This window comes from Flavobacterium amniphilum (genome assembly GCF_023634845.1).
Classification (GTDB): Bacteria; Bacteroidota; Bacteroidia; order Flavobacteriales; family Flavobacteriaceae; genus Flavobacterium; species Flavobacterium amniphilum.
In genome coordinates, this window is sequence record NZ_JAMLJL010000003.1 from 178263 (window position 1) to 196573 (window position 18311).

An 18311-nucleotide genomic window follows, 5' to 3' on the forward strand; every position below is an offset into this window, starting at 1 on the left:
TTAATTACATATACTTCATTTAATTTGTTAATTATTTGAATAATCAAAAATATTTCATAATTTGTTCTGAGAATATATTATGCGTGCATATAAAATTCTTACAAAAACAAACTAACAAACAAAAAACAAATTATGAAACAAAAGTCACTCTGGCTTTACTTTTTAGTTGTGGCCTGTCACGTACAGGCGCAAACTAAAAAGAAAGTTGATTTTTCCGGATTTGACCGGAGCGGAATGCAAACTTCAATTCTCCTGACCGACACCAAACCATTCACGGTTTTAGGACAAAACGGCAAAACCTACAACATGTACAATCTGTACGAATCCTATCAGGAATTAAGTAAATCCGATACCCAAAAAAGATTTCTAAACACCGGTTTATTGGCATCGGAAATAAAATTTGAAAACAGCGGTAACATTCTCAAAATAGGATTCATCCATACCGAATTCGAAATCCCAAGCAAGGAAGCTTATCAAAGAGGATTAGTTTCCATTGAAAACAACAAAGCCAGAAGAAACTCACCTTCCTATATCTTCAACAAACACACCAACACCATTGTCAGTCCGCTGGCTGTCCGAAAAAAAGGAGTCAACACCACATTTCTTTTTGACAGCAAATACTTCATTAACACAACTGCTGATAAAATCAAAACAATCCGGACTGATTTTGGCGACGGAAAAGGATACATCAATACCGAATTAGACAATCCCGTTTCGGTATCTTACCCAACTGAAGGCCAAAAAGAACTTCACTTCGAAATCACTTTCGAAAACGGTAAAAAAATCATCCGCAACTCTGCATTAACTGTAACTTATTCAAACGCAGACATATCAAGGTTGTTCAGAAGAACTCCTGTTTTAATTACTGCCACACGCACACCTGACTTAGCTCTTTATGGAGAAAATGATTTATCAGCCGGGAAATGTGAATATGAAATTTTCACGAGTCCGGACGGCATTTTTGACAAACCGATTTATGTTGTGGACGGCTTCGATCCTTCCGACAGCCGAAATACGACTGCCGTTTATAATTTACTTACCTACACTGACACAAACGGAAATACGCAAAATTTAGGTGACCGTATCAGAAATCAGGAAGGTTATGACATCGTAGTGGTCAACTTTCCGACTTACGTAAATGCTGCCACTAAAACCATTGACGGTGGTGCCGACTATATCGAAAGAAATGCGTTATCATTAGTTACTGTCATTGAAACACTCAACCTTCAAAAAACAGGTAACGAACAAAATATCGTCATCGGACCAAGTATGGGCGGGTTGATTTCACGTTATGCCTTACGCTTCATGGAGCAAAACAACCTGAACCATCAAACCCGTTTGTGGATTTCATTTGACTCACCGCATTATGGCGCTAATGTACCCATTGGTTTACAGCATTTATTCAATTATTTTGCTTATGGTTATGGGGATGCCGACGGTGTAAAACCTCTTATAGACGGCATGTTACGATCTCCGGCTGCCAAACAAATGCTGGTGGATCATTTTCAGGCTCATACAGCAGCAGGTCCTGGAGCCCCTTTGGGAGATGACCCTATAATTCCTTCTGCCGGACTACCGTTAACACCGGCCGGATATCCTAACATCAGGGATAATTTCCAAAACAGAATGAACTCGATGGGATTCCCGCAGACTACCCGAAATATTTCTATGATTAACGGAAGTGGTAATTTGGCTAAATTCAAAGACAAACTGGGGAATGACATCAATCCGGGCTTCGATTTTATCGGTACTGCTGCTACCCCAGCGAATATTGATACCGGAGACGTATTTGCTTTTATCAATACAAGAGCACTCACCTTTTGTGAGTATATGCCGAATGCCAATGTCCAGGAAATAATTACCGATGTAGACATTCAGGCGCAGGTATTTTTCTGGGTCACACAAGATTCTTTTACGGCAACAGCCAAACAAAGCGCCAATACAAACGGGGTAGACTCTTCACCTGGAGGATTATTTGACATGAGTGGATTGGCCGCTTCACTCCCTCCAGGTGATGATGTGCTGACTAATTTTATGAATGCCATGAAAGCCGACAAATTCAGTTTCATTCCTGCCGTGAGTGCCATGGGATTGAATATCGGTGGAAACATCAACAATTCACAGCCTAATTATTACTTCAACATTAATCTGGGAGCTAAAGATATTCCCTGGGACGGCATTAACACCACAACGTCGAATACAACTCCGTTCAAAAATTGGCACATGCCTCCCACTAACGAAAATCATGTAACCATAACACAGGGGAACGTAGATTTTGCCTGGTGTGAAATTGTAAAACCGGATTTCAATTTTGCCTTAAATACATCAAATACCGTTACTGCTTGTCAGGGAAACACAGCAAGCTACACGTTTAATTTCAACGGAATTCATGGCTGTCTTCCCAACCCAATCAGTTTTACCGCAACCGGAGCTCCTGCCGGCAGTAGTATAACTTTCAGTCCGAATTCCATAGCTGCTAACGGAATCGTTACAATGAATGTTTCAAATGTATTACCCGGAACTTATACAATAAACGTAACACCGGTTAATTTTCCAACCAAAACGATTCCCGTAACACTGACTGTAAATCCAAGCAATCCTAATCTATCAGGTACAACACAATACAGTTTAAACGGAGACAATCTGTTTACAACTGCAACAAGTGTAACAGTTCAACAGGGAACCAACTTAGAACTCCGCATTCCTTCCAATTTATATACCGGAACCATCGAATGGTTTGATCCTACCGGTGCTTCAAGAGGTAATACAAATCCGGTAATCAACAACATTCAGGACAGCAGTACCGAAGAAGGAACCTGGAATGCTAAAATAACTTTCGACAATGATTGTTCACGCATGGCACCCACAAACATTCCGATGACGGTAATAGTAGATACTTCATTGGGGAATAATTCACCTGAGACTTTCAAATTGAAATTATATCCGAATCCTTCGAAGGACATTCTCAACATAACAGGCACAAACATCCCAGTGGATATGAAAGTACAAATTGTTGATATCTGCGGAAGAATCATACAAAATACAGAAGCCAGACATATCAATGCAAACCATTTGCAAATCAACGTTTCATCCCTTTCCGGAGGAACTTATTTAGTGGTCATGGAAAATCAGAACCAACGATATGCCAAATCATTTGTCAAACAATAAATTAAGCCCCGAAAGGGGCTTTTTCATTGCCGGAAAATCACTAAATTTATAGTAGTATTTGAAAACAATTAAACGCAACGGTTATGAAAAAATCTTTACACTTACTGTTTATTGGTTTCACCATAACAGCACTGTCCCAAACACCAATCAACAGCTATTACAGTGCTCCGGACTCATACTATGACATTATTGACCCGGCGACTGTTCTTAATCAGACCTCAGGAGCCAACCAAACCTGGAATTTTACCAATCTGGTGAAAGTTGGCGAATCAGTTGATACGTATACCGTACCAACATCAGGAGAATTAGCATCCTATCCCGGAACAACAACAGCCCTTACGGTAACCAGCACTATTAATGCAAACGTGAGCAGCAATAAATTTTACACCAAAAACAACGGCAGTCAGGTTTCGTTTACCGCTTTTAACAATCCCAACTTAGAGTTGAATTACATCACAGATAACGCGCTAATCGGTACTTTCCCGTTAAGTTATGGCTATTCGAACAACGACAATGTCGCCGGAACATTTATTTACGGCGGTAATAACGGAACCTTTCAGGGAACTTTCAATACCAGCGTAGATGCATACGGCATGCTAAATGTAACTAATGCCGGTGCAAGGGCATTCAACGGTACTGTAACCCGGTTAAAAACTGAACAGAACTTAAATCTGAGCACCGCCATTTTTCCCAATGTGGGAACCGTAACACTCACCAATTACAATTATTACAGTTCGGCCAATGGTTTATTGGTTTTCAGATATACCCATTTCAACATCAATGTTCCTTTGTTGTCCATCAACCAGACATCGGTTTCCATTGAAAGTTTCGTAGCTATTTTGCTGGGAATCGACGAAAATAATTTGAACCGCTCCATTACTTTATTCCCAAATCCGATGAAAGAAAATTTAAAGATTGATTTGCGTGAAGAACTGGTAATTGAGTCAGTCCGTGTTTTTGATTTGTACGGAAAAGAAGTAATCAAAACCGGGGAAGAACAAAACATAAATGTCGGCCGCTTACCCTCAGGAATGTATCTTGTTGTAGTAAAAACCGAAAAAGGATCCGTAAGTAAAAAGATTATAAAAGAATAAGCTCCCTGGAATTTGGGAGCTTACTGAATTTATGCTTTAAATTTTAAAGGAAGATGCACCACTTTTTTGGTTTCAAAGAAATCGGGTGCGAAGAAATCTGAAATATTATATTCAGTCGCCTTCGGAAAGTCTTTTAATTCTTCCGTCAGGTCACCGCCTTTCAGATATAAAATACCATTCTTCAGTTCATGCTTCTGTTGCTTTTTGATTTTATCCTTAATCCACGAAACAAAATCCGGCATATTAGTCACTGCACGGCTCACGATGAAATCAAAATCCCCTTTAACGTTTTCGGCACGCAACTGTTCGGCTTTTACATTTTTCAATCCGACTCCTTCAGCAACTGCCTGCACTACCTTTATTTTTTTGGCAATAACATCAATTAAATAAAAACGGGTTTCAGGAAAAAGAATCGCTAACGGTATCCCCGGAAATCCACCACCGGTTCCCACATCAAGAACATAAGTACCGGGCTCAAATGGTTGTACTTTGGCAATGGCCAGTGAATGCAAAACATGCTTAACATACAGTTCGTCAATATCTTTACGGGAAATTACGTTGATTTTTGCATTCCAGTCTTTATATAATGCTTCCAGTTTTGTAAACTGTTCAATTTGCTCATCAGACAAATTAGGAAAATACTTTAGTATTTCATCCATGGCTTAAATTTTTCACAAAATTACACAATTTAGAGGTTAAAAATTGTGTTAATGAGTATCAATTCAATTTATTAAATACTACCTTTGGCGCTTATTGTAAAAATTATGAATACATCAATTCCAACTTTTTCAAGAACCGACTCGATGAAGTTCTTCAGAACTTTGAATACACGTGTCAATAACTATTTCAAAGAAAACAACTTACAGAAAACAGGTAACTGGAAGCTACATTTAAAAACCGTAGTCATGTTTGCCCTGTTCCTGACGCCATACTTTTTGATCCTGACTTTGAACTTACCGTTTTGGGCCCATATCCTGCTTTCCATCGTGATTGGAATTGGTATGGCCGGAGTGGGAATGAACGTGATGCACGACGGTAATCACGGTTCGTACTCTTCAAAACAATGGTTAAACAAAATCATGGGCGGAAGTATTTACATTTTAGCCGGAAACGTATACAACTGGCAGGTACAACACAATGTATTGCACCATACGTATACCAATGTTCCCGGACATGATGAAGACTTGGAAGCAGGCCGCATCCTGCGTTTCAGTAAAACGGCAAAATGGCACCGTTTCCATAAATTCCAGCATTATTATTCGATTTTCCTTTACGGATTATTGACTTTCAACTGGGCTATCACAACCGATTTCATGCAGATGAAACGTTACTTAAAACGTAAATTATCATACGGTGATTTCAAAAGCCCGGCCATCCAATGGACAACATTGGTAATCACTAAAGTAATTTACTTTTCAATCTGGTTAGTAACCCCGATGCTATTGGGAATCGTTTGGTGGGAAGTATTGATCGGATTTATCGTGATGCACTATACGGCAGGATTGATCTTAAGTGTTATTTTCCAATTGGCTCACGTAATTGAAGACACCGTAACTCCGGAACCAAATGATGATAACGAATTGGAAAACACATGGGCGATCCACCAATTGTTCACGACTGTAAATTTTGCACCTAAAAACTGGTTGGTAAACTGGTACACAGGCGGATTGAACCATCAGATCGAGCACCACATTTTCCCACACATCAGCCACGTACATTACGGTAAAATAGCTGAAATCGTAAAGCAGACCGCTAAAGAATGCAACCTGCCATACTACGAATACAAAACGATGACCGGAGCCATCATTTCACACTTCCGTCATTTAAAAGAACTAGGACAAAAACCACAATTAGCATAATAAACACAACAACACAAAACAACTAACAACACCATGAATTTTCTTTCAGACAGAATTAACAATCTATCTACCTCCCAAACTCTGGCAATGGCCGCTAAAGCAAGGGAATTAAAAGCACAGGGAATCGACATCATCAGTTTAAGTTTAGGAGAACCGGATTTCAACACGCCGGATTTCATCAAAGAAGCTGCTAAAAAGGCCATCGACGAAAATTACAGCACCTACACTCCGGTTGACGGATATGTGGAATTGAAAGAAGCCATCTGTAAAAAATTCAAACGTGACAACGGATTGGATTATAAACCGGGAAACATTGTAGTTTCAACCGGTGCTAAACAATCTTTATACAATATTGCCCAGGTAATGCTGAACGACGGAGACGAAGTGATCCTTCCGGCACCTTACTGGGTAAGTTATTTCGAAATCATCAAACTTTCAGGCGGAATACCGGTAGAAGTACCAACTTCAGTGGAAAGCGATTTCAAAATCACACCGGAACAATTGGAAGCAGCCATCACACCTAAAACCAAAATGATGTGGTTCAGTTCGCCATGTAACCCTTCCGGTTCAGTGTACAACAAAGAAGAATTAACGGCATTAGCCAAAGTTTTGGAGAAATATCCAAACGTATTCATCGTATCTGACGAAATCTACGAACACATCAACTTCTCAGGAACCTTCTGCAGTATAGCAACCATTCCGGGAATGTTCGACAGAACCATCACCGTAAACGGAGTAGCAAAAGCGTTTGCCATGACCGGATGGAGAATCGGGTATATCGGAGCACCTGAAGCTATCGCTAAAGCGTGTACCAAAATACAGGGACAGGTAACAAGCGGTGCCAATTCAATTGCACAACGCGCAACCATCGCTGCTGTTGAAGCTGATCCAAGCGTATTGAACACCATGGTTTCTGCTTTCAAAAACAGAAGAGATTTAGTGGTGGGGTTAATGAAAGAAATCCCGGGCGTTAAATTAAACGTTCCGGAAGGTGCATTCTACGTGTTCCCGGACATTTCATCATTCTTCGGAAAAACATTAAGAGGCACAACCATCAATAACGCGGAAGATTTCTCGATGTATCTTTTAGCAGAAGCAAACGTCGCAACCGTAACCGGTGACGCATTCGGAAACCCTAACTGCCTTCGTTTGTCATACGCTGCCAGCGAAGAGCAACTAACCGAAGCCATCACAAGAATCAAAGAAGCTTTAGCTTAAAAAATCATATGCCCCGAGGAAACTTGGGGCTTTTTTTGTTCTTATTTTTAGGGCGTGACCACAAGGGTCGGGTTTTCCGTTGCAATCTTTTTTATACTTCTGCTCCGCTCAGTTATAAAAAAGGATTTCCACTTCAACCCCTCACGCGGCCGCAACAACAAACCATAAACAAAAAACAACGAACCACTTAAAAACAATGCAAAAGAAAATACTATTATTAGGATCAGGTGAATTAGGAAAAGAATTTGTCATCGCTGCCCAACGCATCGGACAAAAAGTAATTGCTGTCGACAGTTATGAAAACGCTCCGGCGATGCAGGTCGCACATGGATTCGAAGTCATCAACATGCTTGACGGCTCGGAGCTGGACCGAATTGTAACCAAACACCAGCCTGATTATATCGTTCCCGAAATCGAAGCCATCCGTACAGAGCGTTTTTACGATTACGAAAAACAGGGAATCACAGTTGTTCCTTCGGCGAAAGCGGCCAACTTTACCATGAACCGCAAAGCCATCCGTGATCTGGCAGCCAAAGAATTAGGATTGCGTACCGCCAATTACCGTTACGCCACCTCAGCCGGGGAATTGCAAAAAGCCGTTGGTGAAGTCGGAATCCCTTGCGTGGTAAAACCACTGATGTCGTCATCCGGAAAAGGACAATCGACCATTAAAACGGAAGCTGATATTGAAAAAGCATGGAAATATGCCGTCGAAGGTTCACGCGGTGACGTAGTCGAAGTTATCGTGGAAGCATTCGTCAATTTCCATTCTGAAATTACCTTACTGACTGTCACACAACACAACGGACATACCTTATTCTGTGCACCGATAGGCCACCGTCAGGAACGTGGTGATTACCAGGAAAGCTGGCAACCGGCCCATGTTTCACAAAAAGACATCTACGAAGCACAGGATATGGCCGAAAAAGTTACCGAAGCTTTAGGCGGAGCCGGATTATTCGGTGTAGAATTTTTCCTGACTGATGAAGGTGTGTATTTTTCGGAACTATCCCCAAGACCGCACGATACCGGAATGGTGACTTTGGCCGGCACGCAGAATTTCAACGAGTTTGAATTGCATTTACGCGCCATCCTTGGTTTGCCTATTGCCGAAATCACGCTGGAGAAAGTAGGCGCCAGTGCCGTAATCCTTGCTACTGAAAATTCGGAGAACCCAACGTACAGCGGAATTGAAAAAGTGGCGGGCTTGGCTAAAACTGATTTCCGTATCTTTGGAAAACCCACATCAAGACCGTACAGACGCATGGGAGTTGTCCTGTCAAACGACTCTTTGGACACACCAATCGAAGAAATTGTGGAGCGCGCCAAAAAAACCGCAACCCTTATTACAGTAAATTCTTAACAATGAGTAGATTACTTTTCATCTTATTTAGTATCTTTACACTCACTTCCTGTGGTCCACGCCGCTTACGATGCGGTCCGAACAGGAGATGTGAAACCCAATCACCAAGAACCGATAATTATGAAAAGAGTTATTCTAACCGCGCTGTTGGCATATGGAGTTAATGCAGGCGCACAGGAAAAAAGTATTCAGGTCAAAGATCAGCTTGTAGAAGCTTCATGTGGCGAATGCCAATTTGAAATGGACGGTAAAAGCTGCGACTTAGCTGTTAAATTTGAAGGCAAAGCCTACTTTGTGGAAGGCATCAAAATTGACGACTACGGTGATGCCCATGCACACAATGGTCTTTGCAATGCAGTACGGAAAGCAAAAGTATCCGGTGAAATCAAAAATGAAAAGTTTATTGCCTCCAGCTTTGTTCTGGTAGAGGATAAGAAGAAATAATTTTTGAATTTACTCCTTGAAAATATCGCCAAACACGTTTCACTCACACCAGATGAGCAGGAACGTGTTTTGTCTTTTACAACCCCCAAGCAATTCAAACCCAAAACCATCCTGCTTAAAGCGGGCGAGATCTGCACACATTCTTTTTTTGTAACCAAAGGCATCCTTCGCAGTTACACCATGGATGAAAACGGTGTCGAACATGTGGTGAGTTTTGCTTGTCCCGGCTGGTGGATTGCCGACATGTACAGCTTTCTTTCCCAACGTCCCGGACAATTATTCATCGAAGTCAACGAAGAGGCCGAAGTACTCCTACTCTCCAAAGAAGATCAGGACAAAATGTACCGGGAAGTTCCTAAAATGGAGCGCTTCTTCCGTATCCTGATTGAAAATTCACTGGTCGCCAACCAACAGCGGCTGATCGACAACATGAGCTTCACCGCCGAAGCCCGTTACGACAAATTCTCCAAAAAATATTCAGGGCTTATCCATTCCCTGCCGCAAAAACAAATCGCTTCTTATATAGGAGTCACTCCCGAGTTTTTCAGTAAAATGAAAGCACGAATGCTTAAGAAATAGTTGCAAAGTTGCAAAGTCCCAAAGTTGCAAAGTCTTTGCATCTCGCAGTAAAAAACGCTGCTACTCTGTCACTCTGAAACTTTGAAACTCAGTCACTCTAAAACTTTGCCACTCTGAAACTCTGTTACTCTGAAACTTTCCCACTCTAAAAAACATTTCTTAATCTAGGTTAAGTGCCTAACCCATACCCCTGCCCTAACTTTGTCCCATCAAAATGAACAAGTTATGGACCGAAAAGATTTTATCAGAAAAGTAGCCTTAGGCAGCGGAGCACTTCTTACAGGAGCGGCTTTGGCCAAAAAAGCAACCGAATCCGAAAAAGAAACCGTCGGATTCAATCATATTCAAAACACAAACTCAAAAATCATGGACAACATCGTAGTACACAAAGCCAATACAAGAGGTAACGCCAATCACGGTTGGTTGCAAAGTTTTCACACTTTCAGTTTTGCCAATTATTTCAACCCGGAGCGTATGAATTTTGGAGTACTCCGCGTACTGAATGACGACACCGTTTCAGGCGGAATGGGGTTCGGAAAACACCCGCACCAGGATATGGAAATCATCAGTATTCCTTTGGAAGGCGATTTGGAACACCAAGACAGCATGGGGAACAAAACTGTGATCAAAAACGGTGACATCCAGGTGATGAGCGCCGGAACCGGGGTACAACACAGCGAATACAACAAGAACGCAGACGAGGCGGTGAAATTTTTACAAATCTGGGTCATCCCAAACAAAAGAGGCGTTGCACCGCGTTACGACCAGATTACTTTAAATGAGGAAGACCGCCACAATACCTTACAGCAAATCCTGTCACCCAATGCAGACGATGCCGGGGTATGGATCCATCAGGATGCCTGGTTCCATTTGGGGAAATTTGATAAGGATTTTGCAACCGAATACCAATTCAAAAAAGAAGGAAACGGCTTGTATGTATTCGTATTGAACGGCGACGTAACCGTAAACGGACAGGCATTGAACAAACGCGACGGCTTCGGGATCTGGGATATTGACACCGTTACTATCAAAGCAGATTCCAATGCAGAAGTTTTGTTAATGGAAGTACCGATGGAGATTAAGTGATTGGTTCTTAGTGACTAGTAATTAGTGACTAGTAATTAGTGATTAACATAATAACTCATAATTCATAACTCATAATTCAAAAAAATATGTCAACAACAAAATGGTCAATAGACCCAACACACTCAGCAATCGGTTTTAAAGTAAAACACATGATGTTTACCAATGTATCCGGAAAATTTGAAAACTATGATGCCAGCATCGTGACTGACGGTGACGATTTCACCAATGCCAACATCGAATTCGCTGCCGATATCAATTCAATTGACACCCGCAATGCCGACCGTGACAATCACTTAAAGAGCGCCGACTTCTTTGATGCCGAAAACCATCCGAAGATGACCTTCAGAGCTTCTTCCCTAACCAAAACAAGCGGGGGAAATTATGAAATCGCAGGTGACTTAACCATGCGCGGTGTGACAAAATTCGTGACACTTCCGGCAGAATTCAGCGGTTTGATGACCGATCCGTGGGGGAATACAAAAGCGGGATTGAACATCTCCGGAAAAATCAACCGCAAGGATTGGGGATTAAACTGGAACTCGGCACTGGAAACCGGTGGCGTACTGGTAAGCGAAGAAGTAAAACTGGATATCGAATTGCAATTGGTTAAGCAATAAGCAAAACGTCAATTCGAGTGTTTTTTAGGCACTAAAAAATGTATCGAGAATCGTTTTGTACCAAATGATAATAGTTAATTAGTTTTAGTTTGTTTTTTTCATGGATAACCCTGTACTAACGAGATGTACAGGGTTATTTTTTTTGCTGTGAGAATTTTTTCGGAAAATTTTATTTTCTCACAAGGTTGTGAGATTTTTTTTGTGAGAATTTATTTTCTCACAGAATTTTTCTCACAACGCTGTGAGATTTTTTTTTACCACAGAAAATTTCTCACAACTTTTTTCGTCCTGAAAAATTAAATCCATTAAAAAATACGTATTTCTACTGGTTTTTTTCTCATGGTGAATGGTTATGTTTGATAAACCTCAAATCAACACAAACACTATGGGACGATTCGGAACCACGGAAGTCATCGTACTTTTCTTATTACTGCTTGTTTATTTTTTACCCACAGCCATTACCCTCAACCGCAAAAAAACCGGAACGGCAACCATTATTGTGCTCAATTTGTTTTTGGGCTGGACGGTCGTGGGCTGGGTTATTGCATTTATTTGGGCTTGTTCCAACGGCAAACAGGTACCGCTGATTACTATTAACAACAATCAGCACAACAACGAAGAAAAAATCGAGTTCCCGGCACCAAGCCTGCACAACAAACTGGACAGCCTGCGCCGTCTTAAGGATTTACTGGACTCGGGTGCTTTGTCGGTGGAGGAATATGAAAATGAGAAAGGGAAGTTGTTGGGGAGGTGAAAAGCATGGATTACTTCGTCAGTTCGCTACGCTCGTATGCAAATCCATGTGTTGTCTAAGCATGATTTACTAAAAATATACATTATGACTTTTGAAGAAGCTTTAAAAATGATTGAAACACATGGTGAATATCATAATTATTTAGATCGAACTTTTAAAACGAAAGTATTGCCGAAAAATCCTAATGATCTAATGACATATTTCTCAGATCTTTTTGTAAAGAGAATTTACATATCAAATGAAGATGCGAAAAAATATTCATCTGATAACCACTTTCAAATATCAAGTTTTGATATTGACTTTATAAATGACTAAATTTTATCAATATGGAATTCACTACATTAAAAACAAGAGACAATACTATTATCCATTTTACTAAAAAAAGTTTAATTAGAGTTGAGGACTATGGAACTTCAATTAATGTGTTTTTTACAGATGGGAAAGTTGAAAGAATTGACATTTCATTCAATGACCTGAAAAAATTATTGAACAATTAAAAGTGTTTTCTACTTCCCCACGCTAGTGCAACCAGCCCGCTTCATAGAGTTATCTGTATAGTTAAATGCCATCATAACTCAATTTTATATCTACCTTTAGAATTTCACTCAGCCTTTGTATATTTACAATACAATAATAATTATCAATCTATGTCCGCCAAAATAAAACAAATTGAAGTCGAAGATAAAATAATTGCCATTACATCCTTTAATAACAATGATTATATATGCCTAACCGATATGGTAAGAGGAGAAGAAGGAAATGACCATATCAGAAATTGGATGAGAAACAGGAACACTGTAGAATTTCTGGGAATTTGGGAACAATTGTACAATCCAAATTTTAAAGGTGTCGAATTCGACACCTTAAGAAAAGAAGCTGGATTAAATTCTTTCAATCTTACACCAAAAAAATGGGTGGAAAACACTGCCGCAATAGGAATAGTTTCCAAAAGTGGCAGACAAGGCGGTACCTATGCTCATAAAGATATAGCATTCGAATTTGGAGCATGGATTAGTCCAATGTTCAAACTTTTATTGATAAAAGAATTTCAAAGACTTAAAGAAATTGAAACCAATCAATATAATTTAGAATGGGATATCAAGAGAGTTCTGAGTAAAATTAATTATCATATACATACAGATGCTGTAAAAAATCATATAATACCCATTTCTAATCAAACAAACACTAATGAATGGCTGATTTATGCCGAAGAAGCAGATTTAATGAATGTTGCATTATTTGGCTGTACAGCCAAACAATGGAGAGAGGCTAATCCTCAATACGCATTTGAAAACAAAAATATCAGGGATTTTGCAAGCATAAATGAATTAGCAGTGCTTTCCAATTTAGAATCAATAAATTCAGAATTCATTAAAAGTAATATAGAAAAAAGAATACGTTTTAATAATTTACATAGAATTGCCAGACAACAGTTAGCAATATTAACTGACAAAGATTTTATCAAATCAATGAAAAAAGAATCTGAATCAACTTATCTAGATGAAAAGAAGAAGCTTGAGTAAAAAACATCTCCGATAGTTCCCCCGCTGGCGCGAGCCTCCCGCTCGTGCCACAACCTCATCAATTAAGATTAATTCCTTAAATATAATCTTTTCAAGCACCAGCATCCCAACTGCGCCAACCTTAAGAAAAGATGTAAAACCCGATATCCAGTTACCATTAATTAAACTTCAAAAAACTCACCGGGTTGAGATTTTTCAATCCTTTACAACAAATGAAAAAATAACATTCAACAGACTTATTTTATGATTTTATAACAAAATATTACTGTTTTTAAATCCAATTCTTACAAGAATGAAATTCAGGCACGAATTCAGAACACAAAAAAACCTTTAACACTTAAGACATAAATTACATAATATAAATTCACATTTTTTAACAGATCAAAAATTATAACCGTTAAAAAAAATGATATACTAAATTGAACAGGTCTTGAAAACAGATTGCAATTTTTCCTCTCATTAAACAATCCTTAGTTTTGCGCCCCAAAATTAAATTTTACACAAATGAAGAAAAAACTCTTTCTTATCAGCCTAATTCTATCATTATTCGCATTTTTTTCCTCAAGTGCTCAGAATAACATAAAAATCACAGGTGTTATACAAGATGCTGGCACACATGAAAACATCTACGGTGTTAAAATAGCATTAGTGCCCATAACCGGAGAAAATGAAATCAACTCAACGTACACTGATATTACAGGTAATTTCATTTTAAAAACCAGAATTTCTGAAAACCGGATTAAGATCAGTTTTCTAAATTACAAAACTACTTACATAAAGGTCAATGAAGTTTCCCTACAAGGCAATAGCACTTTAGACTTGCAAACCATATTTTTAGAAAGTGATATTGAGAAACAAATTGAAAACACTTCATCAATTGTCGATGTTGTTGAAAACAGAAAATCTCCAATTGCTTCTTCCACACTATTAAATTCTGATATCCAGGCACAAAGCTCAAACAAGGATTTCATCGAATTTTCCAATGATATGTCAGGAGCATTTGTATCCAGAATGGGTGGTGGATTTGGTGATTCCCAATTACGTGTCAGAGGTTTTGAACAAAACAACCTGACCCCAATGATTGATGGTATCTCTTTATATGATTTAGAAAATGGAAATGTGGATTGGAGTGGCTTTATGACTATCAATGATGCCATTAGCTCAATTCAGTTACAAAAAGGACTTGGTGCCTCTAAATTAGTAAACTCTTCAGTTGCAGGAACTTTAAACTTAATTCTAAAAGATGCTTTTAGCCCTAGGGGAGGAAGTCTGTTTACTGCTACAGGAAACAATGGATACAAAAAATTTGGTGCCTCTTATGGAACAGGAAGATTAGAAAATGGATTCGGTCTTAATTTCATGCTTACCAATGTTTCAGGAGATGGTTATATTAAAAATACCGATTTTAATGCAACCGGTTACTTCATCGCTTTTGGTTATGAAAATCAAAAACATAATTTACAATTTAAATTATTTGGAACACCACAATGGCATAACCAAAGAAATTCTTCAATTGGATTGAACCAATATTTTGATCAAAATAATACCAATCTTAACACAAGATACAATAGAGATTGGGGGTATTATCAAAATAACCCATATGCCGCTGAAAGCAACAACAGCCACAAACCAATTGCGACTTTACAATGGGATTTCAAATTCAATGATAATGACCAGTTATCTGCAAAAGTTTACGGATCAAAAGGGAAATCAACAGATATAAGAATGAATGGTAATACAATTTTTACCAATGATTCTCCTTATTTAACTTCAGAATTTGGGCAGTTTAACAATACTGCACAGATTGATTTTGATTATATTTCAGGTTATAATCAAGGACAACTGCCTTATGACAGATACAGCAACACCCCTGCTATCTATAGAGCTGCAATAAACGGGAAATACTTAAACTCAATTGTTGAAGATAGAATCTACACCGGTATTTCACAAATTGCCAACAATAAAGAAATCAATTCGTACGGTGCAATTATCAACTTAGACAAACAAATTGGAAAAATCCTTAAAGTAAACACAGGTCTTGACTATAGAAAAACAGAATACAACAACTATAGAACCTTAGAAAACTTATTTGGAGCTGACGGGTATGCCGTAACGAACAATTACAACGATTTAAACACAACACTAAATGCTTATAACCAAATCGTTAACACTACTGTTTCTTCCCAGGATAATATCTGGAAGATCTTTGATAAAACAGCTAATTCATCAAAAGTAAACTATGATTTTACTTCAAATATTGATTATTTGGGAGCCTATGTGCAAGTTGAAGCAAACTTCAACAAAGTAAATATTTTAGCTCAAGGTGGTTTTAACAGACAATTTTTAAGTCGTACTACGAACAATCTTTTAACGAATACAACCCACAATTCAGCGTCTGTAAATATTGACGGTTATAATGCTAAATTAGGGATCAATTATAACATCAATGAAAAACACAACCTTTGGGCAAATGGTGGTATCGTTTCGAGAGCTCCGATTTATACGAACATTTTCTCAAGTTTCTCAGATGTTCCTAATAAAATATACAAAAACGAAGATTTTAAGTCTGCTGAAGCCGGTTACGGATTTTCAACATCTAAAATCAACTTTAAATTAAACGGTTATTTAGCTTTCCACGAAGATTCAACAATTCCATATGCGAATAATACTTCTGGATTTTTTGGAGCAACAACCGGCATCAACAAAAAGAACTATGGTGTGGAAGCAGAATTAACTGTCAGACCAACTAAAACCATAAATATTTTCAGTACAGTATCTTATGGTGAATGGAAATATACATCCGATGCTAAATTCACCTATTACGGTTCCAACAGAGAAGATGTATTATATGTAAAGGATAACTACATAGGAGGTATGCCTCAAACAATGGTCAATTTAGGAGCATCAGCTTACTTATTTAAAGGATTCCAATTGGGTACAAAAGCAAGATTCCATGATCGTTTGTACACAAATGCACCAATTGAAAAATTTGACCCGGTAACCTATACTTACTTTTTCAACTCGGTTATTGAATTACCAAACTACTTGGTAGTAGACTCATTCTTAAAATATGATTTGACTTTACAAAACGAACACAAACTTAGTCTTTGTTTCAACATGGATAATGTATTAGACAGAACCTATTTAATGGAATCCAACACCAGTTATGGTTATAACCAACAAATACCAAACACAACTTCAACCTATGGTCAAGTGTTTGGTGCTTATAAAGGTGTAGCCAAAGCCAACAATGCCTATTTCGGATTTGGAAGAACTTGGAATTTTGCAGTTAGATATAATTTCTAATTAAATTCTTTATAATAAAAAAAGGGGCGCTACTTAATGTATTGCCCTTTTTTATTATTACAGATGCTTATTAAACTTTTGCTTTTCCCTTGATCTATCCATAAGACCCCACCAACGCAGATTTTTAATCTGAACTTGCTATATAGATCAACCTCTTGCTTCCGTTTTTTTTATAAAAACAACAAGTATCCCAACCTTTCCTCCATTTTTATCATCTTTATCAATATAGCCCTTCAGCTATCGCACCCACGTAAACCTTAAACACTACGCTATGAAAAACATTTTTATCACCCTTGGCCTATTACTTACCGTAACCGCCTTCAGCCAGAAAAAAGACAAAAATGAAGACCGCATCCTTTTTGAAAGAGCACTCGCGCTGCAGGAATTTGCCGATTACGATTTAAGGGACAGAAGAAACCCAGACGACACAATCAGCCTTACAACGGAAGAGAGAATCGAAAAGGATTTGACTAAAGAAATCAGGGAAAAAATTCTTTCTAAAGCAATCGATGGTTATGAGGAACTGATCAAAGACTATCCTAAATCAAAACTGATCTTCAGGGCGCTGAACAACAAAGGATATGCAGAGCTTCAATCAGATGATACCGAAAAAGCCAAAGAAACCTTTTTAAAAGTACTGAACAGTGGGGCAAACGATAAGGAAAAAGGCGGAATTGGTTCCGGAATCATGGCTGAACCTTATGCCAATTACAAAAACAGAGCCTGTAAAATTTTGGCAGAAATTGAAGTTGAAAATAAAAATTATCAGGAAGCATTACACTATCTTGACCAGACTAAAAAATACCCGTACCGTCATTTTTGCGGAAATGAACATGCTGAGAACGATCTCTACATGACCAGAATGTATTCGAAATGCTATCTGGCTTTAAACGACTATGAAAAAGCATATGATGTCTTATTGCCAAATATTATCGAAAACGGATTGGCCAGCAACCACTATATTGTCGAATTGGCCTTGGATGCATTAGTAAAAAAATACACAAAAGATGAACTGAAAGTCCAATTTGAAAATGCTTTCCAAAATATTATCACCGAAAAAGAAACCAGGAATAAAGATGAATACAACTATTATTACATCCGTTTCCTAAACCGGAAAATTCTTCTGAATTCATGGGACTTTTACGGAGGATTCGCATCTGAGGAAGAGATGAAAAAGGCTGCAAATAAAATTTTAACCGAATCCGGATTTTACAAATTACTGACCAAATAGATTTTATTAATTCCGTTGGCATGGATTACTTTACGTTTGTGATCTGTGCCAACATTTTTTTTACAACCT

16 protein-coding genes are annotated in these 18311 nt (G+C 38.5%); 15 read left to right on the forward strand and 1 reads right to left on the reverse strand.

Going from position 1 to position 18311, the window contains the following annotated elements; genetic code table 11:
* Window positions 1–132: 132 nt before the first annotated feature.
* Both NAT51_RS04515 and NAT51_RS04520 read left to right on the forward strand, forming a co-directional pair.
* Window positions 133–3168: a T9SS type A sorting domain-containing protein gene (locus tag NAT51_RS04515; protein WP_250595775.1), complete on the forward strand. Its 3036-nt coding sequence runs from the start codon at window positions 133–135 to the stop codon at window positions 3166–3168.
* An 83-nt stretch (window positions 3169–3251) separates the two neighbouring features.
* Window positions 3252–4262 carry a T9SS type A sorting domain-containing protein gene (locus NAT51_RS04520; protein ID WP_250595777.1) on the forward strand — a complete coding sequence of 337 codons (1011 nt, stop codon included), beginning with the start codon at window positions 3252–3254 and terminating at the stop codon, window positions 4260–4262.
* 29 nt (window positions 4263–4291) lie between these two features.
* Here the strand turns inward: NAT51_RS04520 and rsmG are convergent, their stop codons facing one another.
* The gene (rsmG, locus tag NAT51_RS04525; protein WP_250595779.1) at window positions 4292–4921 is read right to left on the reverse strand and encodes a 16S rRNA (guanine(527)-N(7))-methyltransferase RsmG; all 630 of its coding nucleotides are present in this window, start codon (window positions 4919–4921) and stop codon (window positions 4292–4294) included.
* A gap of 105 nt (window positions 4922–5026) precedes the next feature.
* Between rsmG and NAT51_RS04530 the strand changes: the two genes are divergently transcribed.
* The 13 genes from NAT51_RS04530 (at window position 5027) to NAT51_RS04590 (ending at window position 18242) form a co-directional block, all read left to right on the forward strand.
* A complete protein-coding gene (locus NAT51_RS04530; protein WP_250595781.1) occupies window positions 5027–6121 on the forward strand; it encodes a fatty acid desaturase family protein in 1095 nt (364 codons plus the stop codon).
* A gap of 33 nt (window positions 6122–6154) precedes the next feature.
* Complete coding sequence (locus tag NAT51_RS04535) at window positions 6155–7339, forward strand: pyridoxal phosphate-dependent aminotransferase (RefSeq protein ID WP_250595783.1); 1185 nt, start codon at window positions 6155–6157, stop codon at window positions 7337–7339.
* Between the two features lie 124 nt (window positions 7340–7463).
* Entirely contained in the window at window positions 7464–8702 is a 1239-nt protein-coding gene (gene purT, locus NAT51_RS04540) for a formate-dependent phosphoribosylglycinamide formyltransferase (protein ID WP_317245494.1), read from the forward strand.
* 120 nt (window positions 8703–8822) lie between these two features.
* A complete protein-coding gene (locus NAT51_RS04545) occupies window positions 8823–9146 on the forward strand; it encodes a DUF6370 family protein (protein WP_250595787.1) in 324 nt (107 codons plus the stop codon).
* A 3-nt stretch (window positions 9147–9149) separates the two neighbouring features.
* Window positions 9150–9725, forward strand: a complete 576-nt coding sequence (locus NAT51_RS04550) for a Crp/Fnr family transcriptional regulator (protein WP_250595789.1) — start codon at window positions 9150–9152, stop codon at window positions 9723–9725.
* A 366-nt stretch (window positions 9726–10091) separates the two neighbouring features.
* Window positions 10092–10811, forward strand: a complete 720-nt coding sequence (locus NAT51_RS04555) for a pirin family protein (RefSeq protein ID WP_250596234.1) — start codon at window positions 10092–10094, stop codon at window positions 10809–10811.
* Window positions 10812–10897: 86 nt separating this feature from the next.
* Window positions 10898–11428: a YceI family protein gene (locus NAT51_RS04560; RefSeq protein WP_250595791.1), complete on the forward strand. Its 531-nt coding sequence runs from the start codon at window positions 10898–10900 to the stop codon at window positions 11426–11428.
* A gap of 352 nt (window positions 11429–11780) precedes the next feature.
* Window positions 11781–12182: a superinfection immunity protein gene (locus NAT51_RS04565; RefSeq protein ID WP_250595793.1), complete on the forward strand. Its 402-nt coding sequence runs from the start codon at window positions 11781–11783 to the stop codon at window positions 12180–12182.
* Between the two features lie 84 nt (window positions 12183–12266).
* Window positions 12267–12497, forward strand: a complete 231-nt coding sequence (locus tag NAT51_RS04570) for a hypothetical protein (protein ID WP_250595795.1) — start codon at window positions 12267–12269, stop codon at window positions 12495–12497.
* A gap of 11 nt (window positions 12498–12508) precedes the next feature.
* Window positions 12509–12679 carry a hypothetical protein gene (locus NAT51_RS04575; protein WP_250595797.1) on the forward strand — a complete coding sequence of 57 codons (171 nt, stop codon included), beginning with the start codon at window positions 12509–12511 and terminating at the stop codon, window positions 12677–12679.
* Window positions 12680–12829: 150 nt separating this feature from the next.
* Entirely contained in the window at window positions 12830–13705 is an 876-nt protein-coding gene (locus tag NAT51_RS04580; protein WP_262921784.1) for a KilA-N domain-containing protein, read from the forward strand.
* Between the two features lie 504 nt (window positions 13706–14209).
* Window positions 14210–17011: a TonB-dependent receptor domain-containing protein gene (locus NAT51_RS04585; RefSeq protein ID WP_250595804.1), complete on the forward strand. Its 2802-nt coding sequence runs from the start codon at window positions 14210–14212 to the stop codon at window positions 17009–17011.
* Window positions 17012–17282: 271 nt separating this feature from the next.
* The gene (locus NAT51_RS04590; RefSeq protein ID WP_250595806.1) at window positions 17283–18242 is read left to right on the forward strand and encodes a tetratricopeptide repeat protein; all 960 of its coding nucleotides are present in this window, start codon (window positions 17283–17285) and stop codon (window positions 18240–18242) included.
* The last annotated feature ends 69 nt before the right edge of the window (window positions 18243–18311 follow it).